Source organism: Acinetobacter sp. ABJ_C1_1, from assembly GCF_044684115.1.
Lineage (GTDB): Bacteria > Pseudomonadota > Gammaproteobacteria > Pseudomonadales > Moraxellaceae > Acinetobacter > Acinetobacter nosocomialis_A.
Genome location: NZ_JBITPU010000007.1, coordinates 1 through 18,731, shown reverse-complemented (window position 1 = coordinate 18,731; position 18,731 = coordinate 1). Strand labels below are relative to the sequence as shown.

At 41.1% G+C, this 18,731-nt stretch carries 18 protein-coding genes and 1 pseudogene; 17 read left to right on the top strand and 2 right to left on the bottom strand.

What is annotated here, in order from left to right; genetic code table 11:
- Positions 1–24: 24 nt before the first annotated feature.
- Entirely contained in the window at positions 25–2,127 is a 2,103-nt protein-coding gene (gene paaZ / locus ACG59Z_RS10035) for a phenylacetic acid degradation bifunctional protein PaaZ (RefSeq protein ID WP_400199106.1), read from the bottom strand.
- Between the two features lie 265 nt (positions 2,128–2,392).
- Between paaZ and paaA the strand changes: the two genes are divergently transcribed.
- The 13 genes from paaA to ACG59Z_RS09970 all read left to right on the top strand — a co-directional run bounded on the left by paaA (position 2,393) and on the right by ACG59Z_RS09970 (position 13,761).
- Positions 2,393–3,331: a 1,2-phenylacetyl-CoA epoxidase subunit PaaA gene (paaA, locus tag ACG59Z_RS10030; RefSeq protein ID WP_004887791.1), complete on the top strand. Its 939-nt coding sequence runs from the start codon at positions 2,393–2,395 to the stop codon at positions 3,329–3,331.
- Between the two features lie 32 nt (positions 3,332–3,363).
- Positions 3,364–3,654: a 1,2-phenylacetyl-CoA epoxidase subunit PaaB gene (gene paaB / locus ACG59Z_RS10025; RefSeq protein ID WP_000389648.1), complete on the top strand. Its 291-nt coding sequence runs from the start codon at positions 3,364–3,366 to the stop codon at positions 3,652–3,654.
- Positions 3,655–3,666: 12 nt separating this feature from the next.
- The gene (gene paaC, locus ACG59Z_RS10020; protein ID WP_272265942.1) at positions 3,667–4,422 is read left to right on the top strand and encodes a 1,2-phenylacetyl-CoA epoxidase subunit PaaC; all 756 of its coding nucleotides are present in this window, start codon (positions 3,667–3,669) and stop codon (positions 4,420–4,422) included.
- Positions 4,423–4,438: 16 nt separating this feature from the next.
- Positions 4,439–4,939 carry a 1,2-phenylacetyl-CoA epoxidase subunit PaaD gene (gene paaD / locus ACG59Z_RS10015; protein ID WP_001177936.1) on the top strand — a complete coding sequence of 167 codons (501 nt, stop codon included), beginning with the start codon at positions 4,439–4,441 and terminating at the stop codon, positions 4,937–4,939.
- Between the two features lie 23 nt (positions 4,940–4,962).
- The gene (gene paaE, locus ACG59Z_RS10010) at positions 4,963–6,024 is read left to right on the top strand and encodes a 1,2-phenylacetyl-CoA epoxidase subunit PaaE (RefSeq protein WP_400199103.1); all 1,062 of its coding nucleotides are present in this window, start codon (positions 4,963–4,965) and stop codon (positions 6,022–6,024) included.
- Positions 6,025–6,032: 8 nt separating this feature from the next.
- A complete protein-coding gene (locus ACG59Z_RS10005) occupies positions 6,033–6,806 on the top strand; it encodes an enoyl-CoA hydratase-related protein (protein WP_400199101.1) in 774 nt (257 codons plus the stop codon).
- The gene (gene paaG / locus ACG59Z_RS10000; protein WP_400199100.1) at positions 6,806–7,597 is read left to right on the top strand and encodes a 2-(1,2-epoxy-1,2-dihydrophenyl)acetyl-CoA isomerase PaaG; all 792 of its coding nucleotides are present in this window, start codon (positions 6,806–6,808) and stop codon (positions 7,595–7,597) included. Before ACG59Z_RS10005 ends, paaG begins: the two co-directional genes overlap by 1 nt.
- Before the next feature lie 2 nt (positions 7,598–7,599).
- Complete coding sequence (locus ACG59Z_RS09995; RefSeq protein ID WP_400199098.1) at positions 7,600–9,138, top strand: 3-hydroxyacyl-CoA dehydrogenase; 1,539 nt, start codon at positions 7,600–7,602, stop codon at positions 9,136–9,138.
- 12 nt (positions 9,139–9,150) lie between these two features.
- Positions 9,151–10,359, top strand: coding sequence for a 3-oxoadipyl-CoA thiolase (gene pcaF / locus ACG59Z_RS09990; protein ID WP_049836278.1), 1,209 nt, complete (start codon positions 9,151–9,153; stop codon positions 10,357–10,359).
- A gap of 40 nt (positions 10,360–10,399) precedes the next feature.
- Positions 10,400–11,689, top strand: coding sequence for a phenylacetate--CoA ligase PaaK (gene paaK, locus ACG59Z_RS09985; protein ID WP_000377856.1), 1,290 nt, complete (start codon positions 10,400–10,402; stop codon positions 11,687–11,689).
- A gap of 53 nt (positions 11,690–11,742) precedes the next feature.
- The gene (gene paaX, locus ACG59Z_RS09980) at positions 11,743–12,708 is read left to right on the top strand and encodes a phenylacetic acid degradation operon negative regulatory protein PaaX (RefSeq protein ID WP_000062822.1); all 966 of its coding nucleotides are present in this window, start codon (positions 11,743–11,745) and stop codon (positions 12,706–12,708) included.
- The gene (locus tag ACG59Z_RS09975) at positions 12,695–13,300 is read left to right on the top strand and encodes a gamma carbonic anhydrase family protein (RefSeq protein ID WP_400199094.1); all 606 of its coding nucleotides are present in this window, start codon (positions 12,695–12,697) and stop codon (positions 13,298–13,300) included. Before paaX ends, ACG59Z_RS09975 begins: the two co-directional genes overlap by 14 nt.
- Positions 13,301–13,377: 77 nt before the next feature.
- Positions 13,378–13,761, top strand: coding sequence for a PaaI family thioesterase (locus ACG59Z_RS09970; protein ID WP_111854833.1), 384 nt, complete (start codon positions 13,378–13,380; stop codon positions 13,759–13,761).
- 25 nt (positions 13,762–13,786) lie between these two features.
- On the opposite strand, the gene ACG59Z_RS09965 is transcribed toward ACG59Z_RS09970, so the two are convergent.
- A complete protein-coding gene (locus ACG59Z_RS09965; RefSeq protein WP_400199091.1) occupies positions 13,787–14,422 on the bottom strand; it encodes a TetR/AcrR family transcriptional regulator in 636 nt (211 codons plus the stop codon).
- Between the two features lie 278 nt (positions 14,423–14,700).
- Here ACG59Z_RS09965 and ACG59Z_RS09960 point away from each other — a divergent pair, with 278 nt between their 5' ends.
- From ACG59Z_RS09960 to ACG59Z_RS09945, 4 genes and pseudogenes are all read left to right on the top strand, one after another.
- A complete protein-coding gene (locus ACG59Z_RS09960; protein ID WP_400199089.1) occupies positions 14,701–15,594 on the top strand; it encodes an NAD(P)/FAD-dependent oxidoreductase in 894 nt (297 codons plus the stop codon).
- A gap of 69 nt (positions 15,595–15,663) precedes the next feature.
- Positions 15,664–15,810 (top strand): annotated as a pseudogene (locus ACG59Z_RS09955) (phenylacetic acid degradation protein); the annotation flags it as partial.
- Positions 15,811–16,194: 384 nt separating this feature from the next.
- The gene (locus tag ACG59Z_RS09950) at positions 16,195–16,941 is read left to right on the top strand and encodes an FRG domain-containing protein (RefSeq protein ID WP_400199087.1); all 747 of its coding nucleotides are present in this window, start codon (positions 16,195–16,197) and stop codon (positions 16,939–16,941) included.
- 943 nt (positions 16,942–17,884) lie between these two features.
- A complete protein-coding gene (locus tag ACG59Z_RS09945; RefSeq protein WP_400199085.1) occupies positions 17,885–18,448 on the top strand; it encodes a TetR/AcrR family transcriptional regulator in 564 nt (187 codons plus the stop codon).
- Positions 18,449–18,731 lie beyond the last annotated feature (283 nt).

Sequence of the window (18,731 nt, the reverse complement as noted above, 5' to 3'; positions counted from 1 at the left end):
GGTGACCCCATCTCTTTTTAAACATTAAGCCTCACGAGCAACTAAGGTTAAAATGTCGTAAGTTGCAACAAGTTCCCCGCGTTGGTTTTTGACTTTAATATCCCATACCACAACGCCATGCGCAGGTTGAGACGGGTCTTTTTGTGGTTTAGGTGTTTTTTGCTTACAGGTCAGTTCAACCTGAATCGAGTCACCGATTTTAACCGGTTCAACAAAACGTAAATTGTCCATACCGTAGTTGGCAATCACAGGACCTTGTGCTGCATCTACAAATAGACCTGCTGCAGCAGACACAATGAAGTAACCGTGTGCCACACGCTCTCCAAAGAAAGACTCGGCCGCTGCGATTTTGTCAGTATGTGCGTAGAAGTAGTCACCGCTTAAACAAGCAAAATTGACAATATCTGCTTCGGTGACTGTACGGCGTGCTGTTAATAGGCGTTCACCAATCATTAACTCATCAAAAGACTTTTTAAATGGATGTACACGGTCCTCATTAACTTTTGAGCCAGCAGTCCATGAGTGGGTAATTTGCGTCAGGCTATTTGGAGAGCCTTGAATTGCAGTACGCTGCATATAATGTTTAACGGCACGAATACCACCTAACTCTTCACCGCCACCTGCACGGCCAGGGCCGCCGTGTACTAAATGTGGAAGTGGTGAACCATGACCTGTACTTTCTTTTGCAGACTCTGCATCGAGTACATGCACACGGCCATGCCAAGGCGCAATTTTTTGAATAATCTGCTCAATATTCTCATCGTTATTTTTAACGACAGAAGCCACTAGGCTACCTTCACCACGTGACACAAGATCAGCTAGTTCTTCAATGTTTTGATATGGCATGAGCGTACATACCGGACCGAACGCTTCTGTGGTATGAACATTCGTTGCTTGTAAAGGCTGTTCGCACACCAATAAAGTTGGAGCGAAAAAAGCACCTTTTTCAGGATGATCTGCATTAAATGTAAAGCTATCGTTGCCACCAAAAACAATTTTTGCATCTTTGCTGAGTTCGGCAACTTTTTCTGCAACGTCATGTTTTTGTTTTATGCTCGCTAAAGCACCCATGGTGGTTTCTTCTTTTTGAGGGTCGCCCACCACAACTTTAGCAAGTTTGGCAGTTAGCTTTTCTTGCACTTTTGCTAACAAATTTTCAGGAACAAATGCACGACGAATTGCAGTACATTTTTGACCTGCTTTTGTGGTCATTTCACGGAAGACTTCACGCACAAATAAATCGACAGTTTCTTCATTTGCTTCAGGGCTTAAAATTGCACTGTTTACCGAGTCAGCTTCCATACTAAATGGAATCGAATATTTATTGAGGTGAGGGTGGTTACGTAGTTTTTGACCTGTGTAAGCAGAACCCGTAAACGTGACACAGTCTTGTGGACCTAACTGTTCTAACAGATCATAGGTCTGACCGCAAATGAGTTGTAGTGCGCCTTTTGGTAAGACATGTGTTTCTTCAATGGCTTTTACAACTGCTTGAGTTAATTGAGCACCATCGGTTGCTGGTTTCACAATACATGGCACGCCTGCAAGTAGAGTCGGTGCAATCTTTTCAAGCATTCCCCAAATTGGGAAGTTAAATGCGTTGATGTGAACGGCAACACCCGCTTTAGGACTTAAAATGTGTTTAGCACCAAAAGTTCCATTTTTAGATAATTGAATCCAGCTGTCTTCAGTAATAATTTTTTCATCATTGAGTTCACGGCGAACCAGACTTGAATAAGCAAATAATGTCTGGATCCCACCTTCAATATCAATCCATGCATCTTTACGAGTCGCACCCGTTGCATAAGCAAGTTTGTAGAAGTCTTCCTTATGCTCAAGTAAATGTTGGGCAATTTGTTTTAACGCATTGGCACGTTGGTGAAACGTCCAGTTAGCCAGTTCTGAACCATTTTGTTTGGCATATTGAACAACACGTTTCATATCAATGCCATGACTACTTACGGCATAAATCGATTCACCTGTAATGGCATGGTAAACAGGGCGTAGTTCTTCGTCAGACGAATGCCATGTTCCATAGACATAAGAAGCAAGATGAGGCAGTTGATGCCCAGATTGCTGAAAATCTGTGTCAGTTGAGGTTCCTTCTAGGTGTGCTTGTTCAAGCATGACCAAACTCCTTTTTTATGTGATACATCAATTATAAAAATTGTGAAAATATGATTCATAATTTCAGATTAATTTGTCTAAAAGTCAACTTTATTTTGATTTATAAAAGTAAAAAGGTTTTTTACAATTGGTTTAAGTTTAATAATTTCAATAATTTGATGTGTTTTACCGTTGGTGATTTAATTTGATACTAAAAAAGTGATTGACTTTGTTTTTAGTGTATCGAAAAATAGATTCAAGGGTGATACCTACAGGGAATGAAAGAATGGAAAACAACTACCAGAAATTTGAACAAAATATTGCCAATGAAATTACGATCGAGGCTAAGGATCAAATGCCTGATGCCTACCGCAAAACATTGATTCGTCAAATCGGGCAACATGGGCATTCTGAAATTGTAGGTATGTTGCCTGAAGGAAACTGGATTACGCGTGCGCCGACTTTAAAACGTAAAGCGGTTTTGCTCGCGAAAGTACAAGATGAAGCGGGTCATGGTTTGTATTTGTACAGTGCGGCAGAAACTTTAGGTGCTGACCGTGACGACATGATGGAAAAGTTGATTAATGGGAAAATGAAATACTCATCAATCTTTAACTATCCAACTTTGACTTGGGCAGATGTCGCTGCAATTGGTTGGCTTGTCGATGGGGCAGCCATTGTGAACCAAGTTGCGCTTTGCCGTACTTCATATGGGCCATATGCACGTGCGATGGTACGTATTTGTAAAGAAGAAAGTTTCCACCAACGCCAAGGTTTTGAAGCCATGATGGCTTTGGCAAACGGTACACCGGAACAAAAACAGATGGCACAAGATGCGGTAAATCGCTACTGGTGGCCAGCACTGATGATGTTTGGTCCAAGTGATGAGCACTCTCCAAACAGCGCACAAAGCATGGCGTGGAAAATCAAACGCTTTAGTAACGATGAATTACGTCAAAAGTTTGTCGATAACACCGTACCGCAAGTGTTGCAACTTGGCTTGGAAGTACCGGACCCAGATTTAAAGTTCAACGAAGAAACAGGCCACTATGAGTTTGGCGAGATTGACTGGCACGAATTTAATGAAGTAATTGCCGGACGTGGACCATGTAATCACGAGCGTATCGAAGCACGCCGTAAAGCATGGGAAAACGGCAAATGGGTTCGTGATGCAGCAGTGGTCTACGCGAAAAAACAGCAGCTTGAAGCGAACAAAGTGGCTTAACAAGATTTATGGAAAAATTTGAGGAAATCAAAATGGAAGATAAAAACAACTGGTCGCTCTACGAAGTATTTGTACGTAGTAAACAAGGCTTAAGCCACCGTCATGTTGGCAGCTTAAGAGCACCTGATGATGAAATCGCATTGCAACATGCTCGTGATGTTTATACACGCCGCAATGAAGGAATTAGCATTTGGGTGGTTCGTTCTGAACTGATTAAGTCATCACAGCCAGATGAAAAAGCAGAATTTTTCGATCCTTCTCTAGACAAGGTTTATCGTCATCCGACTTTTTACCATATCCCAGACGGCATTGAGCATATGTAAGGGAGATGACACATGAATCATTCAGTTTTATCTAAATTCTTATTACATATTGGCGATAGTCAACTGGTTTTATCTCAGCGCTTGGCTGAATGGTGCGGGCATGCACCTGAGCTTGAAATTGATATTGCTTTAGCCAATATCGGTCTGGACTTGTTAGGTCAAGCAAGAAACTTTCTGACTTTAGCTGGTCAATATGATGAAGCTAAGCGTGATGAAGACCAACTTGCGTATTTCCGTACAGAACGTGAGTTTTTAAACCTCTTGTTGTGCGAACAACCCAATGGTGACTTTGCACAAACGATTGTACGCCAGTGGTTGATGGACCATTACCATCTTCATTTATTTACGGCTTTAGCGCAAAGCTCACTTCCTGAATTAAGCGCGCTTGCTGTGAAATCTTTAAAAGAAGTGAAGTATCACATCCGCTTTTCGACAAGCTGGATGGAACGTTTAAGTTTAAGCACAGATGAAGCACATCAACGTGTGCAAGACGGTTTAAATAATTTATGGCGCTTTACCGCTGAGTTATTTGAACTTAATGCAGATGAAAAAGCACTAGTTGCAGAAGGTGTGATTCCAGATTTTTCAAATGAAAAAGAACAATGGAACCAAACCATTGCAGATGAGCTTAAGCGTTTTGAATTAAATGTTGCTGTGAACGGTGCTTATCGCCGTGGTGCCAAACAAGGATTGCATACCGAGCATTTGGGTTATTTGTTGGCTGAAATGCAATGTATTCAAAGAACTTATCCGGGAATGACCTGGTAAGACAAGGAGGTGAGCCATGCAAATGATTCGTCATTGCATCGACCAATGTTGGGACGTTCTACAAACGGTAAGTGACCCTGAAATTCCGGTTTTATCGGTTGTCGATTTGGGCATGATTCGCGGTGTAGAGATTAACGATCAACAAGAAATTATTGTTCGTCTAACTCCGACATATAGCGGTTGCCCGGCAACAGATATGCTCAAAGCACAAATTGTTGAGGCATTTACCGCAGAAGCTTTGACACCGGTCAAAGTCATGGTCGATTTGTCAGAAGCATGGACCACGGACTGGATGTCTGATGCGGGTAAAAAGAAACTGCAAGTTTATGGCATTGCACCACCTGAAGGGTTGGCGCATCAGTGTGGAACTCACGTTCATTTAAATGATGGTGTCGAGTGCCCACGTTGCAAAAGCCGACATACCCGACTGTTAACAGAGTTTAGTTCTACCGCCTGTAAAGCACTTTATAAATGTCAGGACTGTCTTGAGCCTTTTGATTACTTCAAATGTATTTAAGTCTTTAGATAAGGAAATCAGCCATGAGCCAATTTGTACCATTAAAAGTAAAAAGTATTACGCCGCAAACCGATCAGGCAATTTGTATTGCATTTGACGTTGTACCTGAACAACAAGAACAATTTCATTTTCAACCGGGGCAACATCTAACCATTCGCCATTTAACCGAAGCGGGTGAAATCCGCCGTTGTTATTCAATTTGTAGCTATGCGGGCAAAGAAGACATCAGTATTGCGGTTAAAAAAATTGATCAGGGTCAATTTTCAAACTGGGCAAATGACCATTTGAAAGTGGGCGATGTGCTTGACGTGATGCCACCACAAGGCGTGTTTTTTCAAAAAGCAGCCAAGATGGGCGGACAAAACTATTTAGGCGTTGCTGCGGGCAGTGGTATTACCCCAATTTTATCGATTGTTAAGCAAGTTTTATTTGAACAACCTGAAGCTAAATTTACCTTGCTCTATGGCAACCGCTCATGGAAACAAACCATGTTTGCCGAGCAAATTATGGATTTGAAAGATCAGTTTAAAGAACGCTTTCAACTCATCAATATTTTTTCTCGTGAGTTCAACGATAGTGAGCTGATGAATGGTCGTATTGATGAAGAAAAGCTAAAACAGCTTTTTGATTTTGAAGTGCTTGAAACGAGTTTTGACCATGTATTTGCCTGTGGTCCAGACGAAATGATGAATGCTGTAGAAAGCACTTTGCCGAACTTTGGTATTGCCAAAGAGCGCATTCACACCGAACGTTTCCATACAGGCCAAGCGCGTAAACGTAGTGTTGAAACGGATGCAAACCGTAAAGAAGAAAAAGTAAACATTATTTTAGATGGCCGTGAACTGATTGTTTCTGTGGCTCAAGATGATGAAAGTATTCTTGATGCGGCTTTACGTGCAGGTGCTGACTTACCGTATGCATGTAAAGGTGGGGTGTGTGCGACCTGTCGCTGTAAGGTGCTTTCAGGCGAAGTCGACATGTTCCTTAACTATAGTCTTGAAGAAGATGAAGTTGAAAAGGGCTATGTGCTGAGCTGTCAGACCTTGCCAAAAGGCTCAAATGTTCGCTTGAGTTTTGATGAATAGAGGCCGCCATGCAAGAGTTGATCAAAGCCAGTACAGCTGCTGACGGTGTTTTGTTATTAACCCTAAACCGTCCAGAAAAAAGAAATGCTTTAAACAATACAACATTGCAGTGTTTGTGCGAGTTGCTCGAAGAAGCTGAACATAATGCTCAAGTCAAAGCAGTAGTTTTAACGGGTAACGCTCAGTGTTTTGCAGCTGGAGCAGATCTTAGCGAGTTGGCAGCAATGGACGCCGTGTCTTTGCAACTCGATATTCGCCCGAAGCTTTGGCAAAAAATTGATGCGTTTAGTAAGCCACTGATTAGTGCAGTCAATGGCTATGCCTTAGGCGCTGGGTTTGAGTTGGTTTTGCATTCAGATATGGTGATTTGCGGTGAAAATGCCCGTTTTGCTTTACCTGAAATTGGCCTTGGTATGTTGCCGGGTGCAGGCGGAACACAGCGTTTAGCACGCTTGGTTGGGCAACAACTTACCATGCGCTGGAGTATGACAGGTGAGATGATTTCGGCAAAACAAGCCGAGCAACATGGCATTTGCAGTCAAGTGGTTCCGACCGAATTAACCGTTGAATATGCGGTTCAACTTGCAGCCAAAATTGCCAAACAAGCGCCTTTAGCGATTCGCGTAATTAAACAATCAATTAAAAGTATTCATGAAACAACATTAAGTCAGGGACTCAAGTTTGAACGTCAAAACTTTGTCTGGCTGGCGGCTACAAAAGATCGAAACGAAGGGATTAATGCTTTCTTTGAGAAAAGAAAGCCAGTGTTTAGAGGTGAGTGATGGACTATCAAAATATTATTGCTGAAGAAAAAAATGGTGTTGGCTACCTGACATTTAACCGCCCAAAAGCACTGAATAGCTTTAACGTTGATATGCATCGTGAAGTGGCTGAGGTTTTAAACCAGTGGACCAAAAATCCGGATGTTCGTTGTGTGGTGATTAGTGGTGAAGGCCGTGGCTTTTGTGCAGGGCAAGATTTAGGGGACCGTGTAGTAGACCCAAATGCTGAAGCTCCAGATTTAGGATATTCCATTGAAACTTACTATAACCCGCTCATTAAAACGATTGTAAATATGCCAAAGCCTGTCATTTGTGCTGTAAATGGCGTGGCAGCAGGTGCAGGGGCAAATATTGCATTGGCGTGTGACTTAGTGATTGCAGCAAAATCGGCAAACTTCGTACAAGCCTTTTGCCGTTTAGGTTTGGTTCCAGACTCGGCTGGTACATGGTTTTTACCACGTGCTGTAGGCCATGCGCGTGCGATGGGTCTGACGTTGTTAGGTGACAAGCTCCCAGCAGAAACCGCAAAAGAATGGGGCATGATTTGGGATGTCGTAGAAGACGCTGAGCTTAAAACAAGAGTGACTGAACTGGCGGAGCGTTTAGCGAAACAACCTACTTTTGGTCTATCTCTCATTAAAAAAGCCATTCATCAATCAAGCAATAACAACTTTGAAGAGCAAATGCTGTTAGAGCGTGATTTACAGCGTATTGCGGGTCGTTCAGAAGATTATCGTGAAGGTGTACAAGCCTTTATGAATAAACGTGAACCAAATTTTAAAGGGCGCTAAGCATGACAGATTTAGACTTATCTCGTGCCCGAATTGCCGTCATTGGTTCTGGCACCATGGGCATCGGCATTGCCCAGTTAGCGATCGTCAATGGGCACTCGACCGTTTTATATGATCTGGACGCTCAAAAAGCGCAACAAGCCGTTCAAGGTTTAGAGCAGACATTTAAAAAGCTGGTTGAAAAGAGCAAGTTTACACAACAGCAAGCTGATGAAGCTTTAGCGCATTTAACTGTGGTCAATCAAGTTGAAGCACTACGTGATGCTGACTTGGTTATTGAAGCGGTTGTTGAGAAAAAAGAAGTTAAACAGTCTTTATTTAAGCAACTTGCTGAAATTTGTAGTGCACAAACCATTTTTGCAAGTAATACATCTTCAATTTCAGTGACTGCAATTTCGGCGGGTATTGCTCACCCTGAGCGCGTAGTGGGTTTACACTTCTTTAACCCTGCGCCAGTCATGAAACTTGTTGAAATTGTACAAGGCTTAAAAACACCAAACAGCTTATGTTTGGCTTTAAAAAACTTGATGCTGAATTGGAAAAAAATTCCGGTACTCACCAAGTCGACTCCTGGTTTTATTGTTAACCGAATTGCTCGTCCGTTTTATGCAGAAGGCTTTAGAGCACTGCAAGAACAAGTCACCAGCTACGACCAACTCGACTATGCCTTAAAGCAATGTGGCGGTTTTGCGATGGGGCCGTGTGAACTTACTGACCTCATTGGGCAAGATGTTAACTTTTCGGTAACGCAAAGCGTTTACCAAGAGTTTTTTTACGAACCACGCTACCGCCCAAGCCTGATTCAAAAAGAATTAGTCGATGCAGGAGCTTGGGGCCGTAAGTCAAAACAGGGCTTTTATCGCTATAACGAAAAAAATCAGTACGAGATATTTCAGCCTCAAGCTGTGGTTGCCAAACCAGTCGATGCCCATATTCAGCTAAAAGGGACTTGGTCTCAGTTACCTGCGTTTTTAACGCGTTTAGGTTTAAAAAGCGGATCTGCGAGTGACGACAATATCCTTCAAATTGATGATATCGACTTACGTTTAAGCCAAGGTGAGTCAGCCAATATTCATTACCTAAGCCATAAAGTGGTTTTAATGGATTGGCACCATGATTTTGAACAGGCGGAGGCTTTAGTACTCAGTCATAACCAACTTTGTGAAGCAAGTGACCTCTCTAAAGTTGAAGCTTACTTTGCACAGTTTGGTATAAGCGTGATGTGGATTAAAGACCATCCGGCACTGTTAACCTTGCGCACCATCGCTTTACTCATTAATGAAGCCTGCGAAGCAAGTTTACATGGTGTTGCGAGTCTGGAAGATATTGATAATGCTATGAAATATGGAGTGAATTATCCTAAGGGTCCTTACCAGTGGTTGACACAAATGGGCGGTGCTTATGTGCTCCAAACCTTAAATAACTTATATGCACTGTATGGAGAGGAAAAATATCGCGCGAGTATCTACCTCAAGCAATATGTAGCGAAAACTCAAAACATTGCTACTCAATATTCACGTGATATGACCGAATTTGCATAATCAGGAGTCAACATGGAAGACGTTTTAATTTGCGATTTTATTCGTACCCCAATTGGACGATATGCAGGTGCCTTAAGTGCAGTACGTGCAGATGATTTAGCTGCATTGCCCATCAAATATTTAAAAGATAAACACCCGAACCTACCGTGGAATACGGTAGACGAAGTGTTTTTAGGATGCGCTAACCAAGCAGGTGAAGACAACCGTAACGTTGCACGTATGGCAACACTCTTGGCAGGCTTACCTGATACAGTACCGGCGATGACCGTCAATCGCTTGTGTGCTTCTGGCTTAGATGCGGTAGGACTTGCGGCACGCTCAATTAAAGCAGGCGAAGCGCAGTTCGTGTTGGCAGGTGGTGTTGAGTCAATGAGCCGTGCGCCATTTGTACAAGCTAAACCAACTGAAGCATTTAGCCGTACCCCTGAAATTTATGACACCACCATTGGCTGGCGCTTTGTAAATAAACAACTTAAAGCGCAATACGGCACCGACAGCATGCCTGAAACTGCCGAAAATGTAGCTGAAAAATACCAGATTAGCCGTGAAGACCAAGATGCGTTTGCATTGCGTAGCCAACAAAAAACGGCTGCTGCACAGCAAAATGGTTTCTTTAACGACGAGATTTTGCCTGTCGAGATTGTTGACCGTAAGAAAAACGTGAATGTGGTGAACCGCGATGAGCATCCGCGTGAAACGACACTTGAAGCACTCGCAAAACTAAAAGCGCCTTTTAGAAAAGAAGGTGGCTCGGTGACTGCCGGAAATGCCTCTGGTGTAAATGATGGCGCAGCGTGTGTGTTAATTACCAACCGTGAATTTGCAGATACACATGGTTTAAAGCCTTTAGCACGTGTGATTGGCATTGCAAGTGCGGGTGTTGAACCCAAATATATGGGTATAGGTCCTGTTCCTGCTGTGCAGAAGATTTTAAAGCAAACAGGTTTAACGCTAGATCAGATGGATGTGATTGAGCTGAATGAAGCATTCGCGGCCCAATCTTTGGCTTGTATGCGTGAACTTGGTTTAAAAGATGACGATGAACGCGTGAACCCAAATGGCGGTGCAATTGCGTTAGGCCATCCGTTAGGTATGAGCGGTACACGTTTAGTGATTACGGCAACACGTGAGCTAAAAAAACGAGGTGGACGCTATGCACTTTGCACGATGTGTGTGGGTGTTGGACAAGGCGTCGCACTGATTTTGGAAAACTTAAATTAATTCAGACGGTTTTTAAAATTACATAATGAGGAGAGAGGCGATGGACAGCCTTACAATGGATAATGTTGAGCAATTAACACTTGCAGAGCTTAGAGAGCTGCAAACTAAACGGTTAAAACAAACCCTGACTTTTGTATATGAAAATAGTCCGGTCTATAAGAAAAAGTTCGATGAAGCGGGTGTACATCCTGATGACTTCGTGACTTTAGACGATCTGGCAAAGTTTCCATTTACCACCAAACAGGATTTAAGAGATAACTATCCGTTTGGCATGTTTGCCGTACCGCAAGAGCAAATTGTGCGTTTACATGCATCATCGGGCACAACGGGTAAACCGACAGTAGTGGGTTATACCCAAAAAGATATTAATACTTGGTCAGACATTGTTGCGCGTTGCTTACGCATGGCAGGTTTAACCGCGAAAGATATGGTTCAAGTGGCTTATGGCTATGGACTATTTACAGGTGGTCTAGGCGCACATTATGGCGCTGAGCGCTTAGGTGCGACGGTTATTCCAATGTCTGGCGGGCAAACTGAAAAGCAAGTTCAGCTTATTCAAGACTTTAAACCGACTGCAATTATGGTTACGCCATCGTATTGCGTGAGCATTATTGAAAAGCTCGAGCAACAATTTGGTACGGCACGTAATACGTCTTTAAAAGTCGGTATTTTTGGTGCCGAGCCATGGACCAACGAACTTCGCCGTGAAATTGAAGAACGCTTAAATATTAAAGCACTCGATATTTATGGTTTGTCTGAGGTAATGGGGCCGGGTGTTGCCATGCAGTGCTTAGGTGAGGGCGAGGGATTAACCATTTGGGAAGATCATTTCTACCCAGAAATTATTAACCCTGAAACAGGTGAAGTCTGCAAAGATGGCGAACTTGGCGAGCTAGTCTTTACCACCATTACCAAAGAAGGCTTACCGATTATTCGTTACCGTACTCGTGATTTGACCCGTTTATTACCGGGTGAAAATCTGGCAATGCGTAAAATGGATAAAATTGTGGGCCGTAGTGATGACATGCTGATTATTCGTGGCGTGAACGTTTTCCCGACCCAAATTGAAGAGCAAATTTTGCAAGTTCCGCATTTAGTTCCAAATTATGAAATTTTGGTGACTAAAAAAGGCCATATGGATACTTTGCATATTCGTACAGAGATGTGTCATAACTGTACTATACAGGCCAATCAACTTGCTCAAGAGTTGATGAAACGTATTAAAACCATGATTGGGATTAGCGTTACTGTAGAAGTTGTTACAGAAGCGACCTTACCTCGTTCGGAAGGTAAGGCAAAGCGGGTAATCGATATGCGTCAGATTGCTTAACATCAAGATCATTCAGGGTATAGAATCTATACCCTGAAACTAAACGCCAAGACATGAGTATGAGTGCAAAAATACAGCAAATAATTGATTCTGTTGTAAAGAATGAGACCTTAAGTGGAACTTCGCTTATTTCGACAATTTTTGGAGATTCAGTACTTCATCGGGGTGGAAACATTAGTCTTGCAAGCCTGATTCAGTTATTAGAGCTATTTGGTTTTAATGACCGCGCTGTAAGAACCTCTGTTTTTCGTTTAGTTAAAAATGATTGGTTATGTTCAGACAAAATCGGCAGAACCAGTTTTTACCGAATTACCGATTCGAGCCGTTCGACTTATTTGCAGGCCGAGCAACGTATTTATAACGACCAGATGAAAGAGTGGGACCATTATTGGGATCTTATTCTGATGTCTAGTCTCGACACCGAAAATAAAGCATTGTTAAAGAAAGAACTCGAATGGTTAGGATTTGCCAATATTTCGACAAACTTAATGGCTTATCCGGGTTGTAACCGTATTGAACTGCAACGCTTGTTGGTCGACTTAAATATGAGTGAGCAAGTGGTGGTGTTTAAAGCCGAAACATTGCAGCTCTTTAATAATTCGGTCGATACCATCGGGCGTATGCTCAGAACCAACTGGCCAATCGATGAGTTACGCCAAAGATATTTACAGTTTCTCGATATTTTTAGGGAAATTGGCGTGTTGCTGATGCAGGAAAACGAACAACTCGAACCAGTTCAGGCCTTTCAAATTCGAACTTTGCTGATTCATTACTATCGACGGATTTTATTGAAAGACCCTGCATTACCGCTTGAATTGTTGCCAACTGACTGGCCTGCGATTAGTGCACGAACGTTATCAATGAATATTTATAAAAAAGTATTTGAACCTGCGGATGAATACTTCTTGTCTGTTGCCGCAACAGCAGAAGGACCAATGCCAAATGCCACAGCACATTATTGGCGCCGTTTCGGAGGTTTGGTGGCGACAAATGAGAGGTTAAATCATGCCTTGTTATAGTATTGACGGTGTTATTCCCGTCGTCAGCCCAGAGGCTTTTGTACACCCAACTGCTGTTTTAATTGGTGATGTGATTATTGAAGCGGGTGTATATGTAGGACCATTTGCTTCATTGCGTGCCGATTTTGGACGTATTCATATTAAGCAAAATGCCAATATACAAGATAGCTGCACCGTACATGGCTTTCCGCAAAGCGTGACTTTAGTTGAGGAAATGGGGCACGTTGGGCATGGCACAACTTTACATGGTTGTCGCATTGGAAAAAATGTTTTGGTCGGCATGAACAGCGTAATTTTGGACTATGCCGAAATTGGTGAAAACACTATTATTGGCGCAAATAGCTTGGTGAAAACCAAAGATATTATTCCGGCAAATGTATTGGCAATGGGTAGTCCTGCAAAAGTTGCACGTGATTTATCAGAACAAGAAAAAAAATGGAAAACCAGAGGCACGCAAGAATACATTGAACTTGCACAGCGCTGCTTAAATTCAATGCAAGAAGTTCAGCCTTTAGCCTCAGAGTCAGATGACCGCTTGACCTATAAGGACTTTAGTTCTTCAAACTATCAGATTAAACAAGATAGTGTTTAACGGCTTTTAATCAGTCGATTTCAATATAGATAGATTCATAACATTTAAGGAATACTCGCACGAGTAGGGAGACGTTTGTGCAAAAAATGGAAACCACTGCGGTTGATCAATTCGCAGAGCTATTGGGTGTTCAAGTGCTGCATCGCAGTTTTGATGAAGCGCGTTGTCAGCTTAATGTAAAAGACGAACACATGAATGCCTTGGGTGGTGTGCATGGTGGAGTCATATTTTCTTTAGCCGATATCGCTTTTGCGATGGCTTGTAATGCAGGGGATGCGCCATATACTGGCCTACAGGCTGATATTCGCTATATGAGCGGTGCAAAAGATAGGGTGTTATTTGCAACGGCAACCAAGGTCGGCAGTAGTAAAAAATTCGCGCATTATGAAGTGTTGATAACAGACGGTTTGAATAATAAAGTCGCTTTGTTTACATCTACGTGTTACAGACTTGCGCCGTAAGATAAAGCAAAGTCTATTAACTCGTCTAGTTGCTACCACCATGAGCAGCGATGAACATTTCAACAGACGATCGACAATAGGATTCGATTTCATTATCGTCCATTGCTTTCGCTTCATCAAAACGCGCAATCATTAATAAATCAGATCCTTTAAAAAGCGCGGCAAACATTCGTGCAGATTGATGAGGATTAGGCACGTTCAGAAGCTCTTTTGTATGCAACTGACATAGCATAGCTTCGATTTGGGCGATGACATGAGTAGGGCCTGCATCGTAATGAAGCTTACTTAATGATTTTTGATTTGTTTTGTCGGCGACGATCATAGCCTCGACACTGCGAACATCCGAGCTTAATAATGTACGCAGTAAAGATGAACCTGCTGCCATAAGCTGTTCTTCGGCCGAACCTTGGATTCCTTCAAAAAGATTTTGTGGTGCAAACTGTTGGCATCGGGCCAATATTGCTGCACTGAAAAGGGCTTCCTTGTTCTCAAAGTGCCGATAGATACTAAGCTTCGATATCTTTGCTTTTTGGGCAACTTTATCTAATGTTGCTGCTTGAAAACCCAATTCGACAAAAAGTTCAAATGCCGTATCAACTATCGTTTTAGCTAATTCTTGATTTACTGGCCGACCGCGTTGACTTCTCTTTTTTTCGCTCACAATAATTATAGTCCTTGACAGTATCTTAATTACTGAATTACGATACCATAAAGTATCCTAAATGTGCAATCAATTGATAAGATCTTAGCGAGATCCTTCAGAACGAGATCTCTACTAGTATATCTAACGCAATGACGTTCGGTTGGTTAGCACAGTGATGGGTGACTTTCTCTGCAATGCAGAAGTGTATTTATTGCCTGTTAAAACTAAATATCTGAGCAGGGTATTGAACCTCAGGCATTACCTAACTTCTTGATTTAAATTAGGAGCCTATCACTATGGATGACGTCATCATTATAGGCGGCAGTTTTGCTGGTCTTGCCGCTGCACTGCAACTCGGCCGTGCTCGTCGTAAGGTTACTGTTCTTGATACGGGCCTGCCGCGCAATCGCTTCGCTGGTCATTCTCATGGTTTGCTTGGACATGACCATAAGCCACCGCTGGAAATCTTAGCTGAAGCACGTCGACAGTTAGAACGCTATCCAACGATTAAGCTAGTCAATGCTCGGGCTGAAAGCATCTCAGGTTCTATCGATAACTTCTCGGTCCTTACGAGCGATGGCAAAACTATGGGCGCACGTCGTCTTATCTTAAGCTATGGTGTGGTCGACCAGATGCCTGATATTTCTGGTTTTGCTGAAAATTGGGGCGCCTCTATCGTGCCTTGTCCTTACTGTGACGGTTTTGAAGTTGCTGAACAACATTGGGGACTCATTTGGTCTGGTCCAAAGTCCCACAATTATGTACGTCTATATCATGATTGGACGAGTACATTAACGGTCTTCACCAATGGTCACGAGATTTCTGCTGATATTCTGGCAGATCTCGAACGCCGTAATGTAAATGTGGTAGAAGGCCAGATTACCGAAATTGTCCACAACGAAGGGCGTGGTGTAACGGTATGCCTCGATAACCACCAAAATGTTATGGTTGATATTCTATTCGCACATCCAGACACTAAGCCGTCCGCAGGCCTACACGAACCATTAGGTCTTGAAACGGTCGATACACCTTTCGGTATAGCAATTAAAGTTGATGAGCGTCGTGAAACTAGTATGCCTGGTATCTATGCCGCTGGTGATCTCGCTAATCCGCTCATGTCTTCAGTTACCGCAGCATCATCGCAAGGCGCAATTGCGGGTATCTCTGCTCAGCAGTCGATGTTGGTTTGAGCGTATATTAAATTAGCTCTTATCAGAGATATCTGATCTGGTTCATGTAATCAGATGTCTCTAAATAGGAGCAGTGCTAAAGATAAGGTGTTATTTGCAATGGCAACCAAGGTCGGAAGTAGTAAAAAATTCGTGCATTATGAAGTTCTGATAACAGATGATTTGAATAATAGAGTCGCTTTATTTACATCTACTTGTTACAGGCTTGTGCTGTGATATGTAGTTATTTGGGCGTTAGATGCAGAGCAGAACTTAATTAAAATAATAAAAGCGTTGGAAGAAAATAAAGTTAATAAAAATATTGCTTAAATTGTTTGGAAATAGTTAATGGATCTCCCTAATTGGATAGAACAGGCTGCATTAGATACGGGAAGAAAATAGAATTTAATTTTTTCTATTAAATATTTTAAATTAATATGGCTAGTTTTAATTTAAATAAAACTAGCCATATTTTAGCCTAATATTTATAATTTACTGATATGGAATAATTAATAGAATATATTTTAAAAATGATATATCTTTTATTAGAAAAATAGGATGAGATTAATTTATCATAAAACTTAATGATAAGAGAAGTTACTTTGGGGAGGTGTGATTTTAATGATAGATGAAGAAAAAATTAGTTCTTTTGAGGATATTCATAATATTTTAAGGAATGTATCTCTCGATGATGGGCATTACTTCCGTGGTGAGCGGCGTAGTGATTATTCATTAATTCCTAAAATTGGTCGAATAACAAGTAAACCTCAGCAGTATGAAAATGGGAAAATATATTTTGATTTAAGATATCCAGTCAGTATTATCAATGAACGTGAAGCTTTTAAACGCTTCAAGAATGCTGCTCGTCCATATCTTGAATCATCGCCAGTAAATGATTGGGATTGGCTAGCTCTCGCGCAGCATTATGGATTACCAACTCGTCTTTTAGACTGGACAACAAATCCACTCGTTGCTCTATATTTTGCAGTATTTGAATTTGTAAATGATACTTGGTTATTGAAAGAGCAGATCGATACGCCTGATTTTCTTGGAGATGCTGCATTTTATGTTATGCGCGTAAAACATCCACCTCTAGACATTAACACTTGTGATCCATTTGCTAGTGATGGTTTGTTCTTTTCAAATCATGTCAGCCCTCGAATTACTTCACAAGGTGGACTCTTTTCAATTCAGCAAAATCCACACATTCCGCTAAGATGGGGGCGTATAACAAAGTACCACATCCCATTTTCAGTTAGAATGGAAATAAAGCGTGAACTTGCTCTTTTTGGGGTGACACATAGTTTTATCTACCCGGGATTAGAGGGAATTAGTAAAGATTTACAAGAGCGAATTAATTGCTTTTGATGTTATGTAGTATTTAGCTCAATCGATGTTTTAGTATATTAAAAATATTAGAATGGTACAGTAGTGATAACCTTATGCTGACAAAGCATAAGGTTAATATAATTATATTTTTCCTAAAAAATTGTTAGATCTAAGTTAGCAGCTAATCCATTGCTATGATGCTTCTTTAAAAGTCATTTCAAATTTCTTTTAAATTGGTTTAAAGAAAAGTTAGTAAAACATTTCAATTAATAGAAAATGGAAAAGAATCGAAATAAGAAATTAATAAAGATGCAATAGATCTCTAAATTTCTGCTCATATCGCAAAATTAGCACCGCATTAAGCCTAGAAAATTCTCCCTCTATAACGCTCTACTTAACAATAACCCACTCATTATTTAGCCGTACTTTTCTAATGATTTAATTTAAAACAAATGGCATTTTGCGTGCTTGACTGCAAAAGGGTTGGGCACTATTCTTTGCCTGCTGGTCACATTACCAGCCGGTCGTCGCGGACCGAGTACAACAGCATCAGAATTATTCCTTTCTGAGGGATAATTTTGTGTGAGCATCTCCTCGTCTCCTCCCGTAGCGGTAGGACGGGAGAGGGACACCTTCGGGTGTGCTGGTTGTTGTACCAGTCCGCGAACCTTCTTCCGTTCTGCCACCATAATTTCTATTCATGTCGGCAGAACTCCCAATAAAAAGGAGTTGGCTTTGCACATCCATTATTTCTTGGCTCTCAATGCCAAAAGCTATAACGACACAGCTTAAAAATTAAAGCAGCTTGAATGCCTCAAGGTTTTCAGGCTTAAAGTCTTTTTTACTTAAAACTTAGCAACAACAAAACTTGAGATGTGCCAAGCACAGTCTTTACGGCTTTGCTGTGCCTTTTTTTCTCCCAAAAAGGGCACAGGCTTTTTTATCTCATTTAGAAACAACAAGAACTTATAACGGAAAAATTATGCGAAATTTAGTTCTCTCAACACGTGCTTTAAAAGTTGTAAAAAAAGGGATTAATCTGTTTCATCACGGTGGGTTCCACCTTGTCGGTGTTGACAAAATTGTGAAAGAAACAAAAGTGAACAAAATGACATTTTATAGTTATTTTCACTCTAAACAACGCTTCATTGAAATTTGTCTAATCGTACAAAAAGAACGACTCCAAGACCAAGTCATTGCACTGGTCGAGTACGACCAATACACAAGCGTGATGGAAAAACTCAAAAAGCTCTATTATTTACATACCGATGTAGAAGAGTCGTATTACTTAATATTTAAAGCCATTTTTGAAACTAAAAATAATTATCCAAATGCCTATCAAACCGCAGTGAGGTATCGAACATGGCTAAAGAATGAAATTTATAGTCAGCTTAGAATACTTAAGAACAATGCTTCTTTTAATAATGCCAAGCTTTTTTTATACATGATTGAAGGCACAATCTTACAGCTTTTAAGTTCCGATGGGGCAATCGATCAGGAAAAGATGTTGGAGCGTTTTTTTGAAGGTTTTATTTCATCTATATAAATAATCTATCTAATCCTCCAGCTTATGGTTTACTTATAAGGGAAAGAAGAGCTCCTTAAATCAGATATTATCAAGGGAGCTCTATATTGAAAATTTAGAGCCATTTTCTAAAATATTAATTAGAAAGAATAAAGCTATTTTTTATATTATTTAATATATGAATGTTTCTTGGTTTTTATTGTGGAAATTAATTTGTATACTTAATATAATTTAAAAATACTTTTTAAATTATAGTTGACTTGTTTGTTAAATTGGATAGTTTTAAGATGGAAAGATTAAATAC

Coding starts and splice junctions, on each gene's coding strand:
- paaZ (WP_400199106.1), bottom strand. CDS start 2,127: ATGCTTGAACAAGCACACCTAGAAGGAACCTCAACTGACACAGATTTT.
- paaA (WP_004887791.1), top strand. CDS start 2,393: ATGGAAAACAACTACCAGAAATTTGAACAAAATATTGCCAATGAAATT.
- paaB (WP_000389648.1), top strand. CDS start 3,364: ATGGAAGATAAAAACAACTGGTCGCTCTACGAAGTATTTGTACGTAGT.
- paaC (WP_272265942.1), top strand. CDS start 3,667: ATGAATCATTCAGTTTTATCTAAATTCTTATTACATATTGGCGATAGT.
- paaD (WP_001177936.1), top strand. CDS start 4,439: ATGCAAATGATTCGTCATTGCATCGACCAATGTTGGGACGTTCTACAA.
- paaE (WP_400199103.1), top strand. CDS start 4,963: ATGAGCCAATTTGTACCATTAAAAGTAAAAAGTATTACGCCGCAAACC.
- ACG59Z_RS10005 (WP_400199101.1), top strand. CDS start 6,033: ATGCAAGAGTTGATCAAAGCCAGTACAGCTGCTGACGGTGTTTTGTTA.
- paaG (WP_400199100.1), top strand. CDS start 6,806: ATGGACTATCAAAATATTATTGCTGAAGAAAAAAATGGTGTTGGCTAC.
- ACG59Z_RS09995 (WP_400199098.1), top strand. CDS start 7,600: ATGACAGATTTAGACTTATCTCGTGCCCGAATTGCCGTCATTGGTTCT.
- pcaF (WP_049836278.1), top strand. CDS start 9,151: ATGGAAGACGTTTTAATTTGCGATTTTATTCGTACCCCAATTGGACGA.
- paaK (WP_000377856.1), top strand. CDS start 10,400: ATGGACAGCCTTACAATGGATAATGTTGAGCAATTAACACTTGCAGAG.
- paaX (WP_000062822.1), top strand. CDS start 11,743: ATGAGTATGAGTGCAAAAATACAGCAAATAATTGATTCTGTTGTAAAG.
- ACG59Z_RS09975 (WP_400199094.1), top strand. CDS start 12,695: ATGCCTTGTTATAGTATTGACGGTGTTATTCCCGTCGTCAGCCCAGAG.
- ACG59Z_RS09960 (WP_400199089.1), top strand. CDS start 14,701: ATGGATGACGTCATCATTATAGGCGGCAGTTTTGCTGGTCTTGCCGCT.
- ACG59Z_RS09950 (WP_400199087.1), top strand. CDS start 16,195: ATGATAGATGAAGAAAAAATTAGTTCTTTTGAGGATATTCATAATATT.
- ACG59Z_RS09945 (WP_400199085.1), top strand. CDS start 17,885: ATGCGAAATTTAGTTCTCTCAACACGTGCTTTAAAAGTTGTAAAAAAA.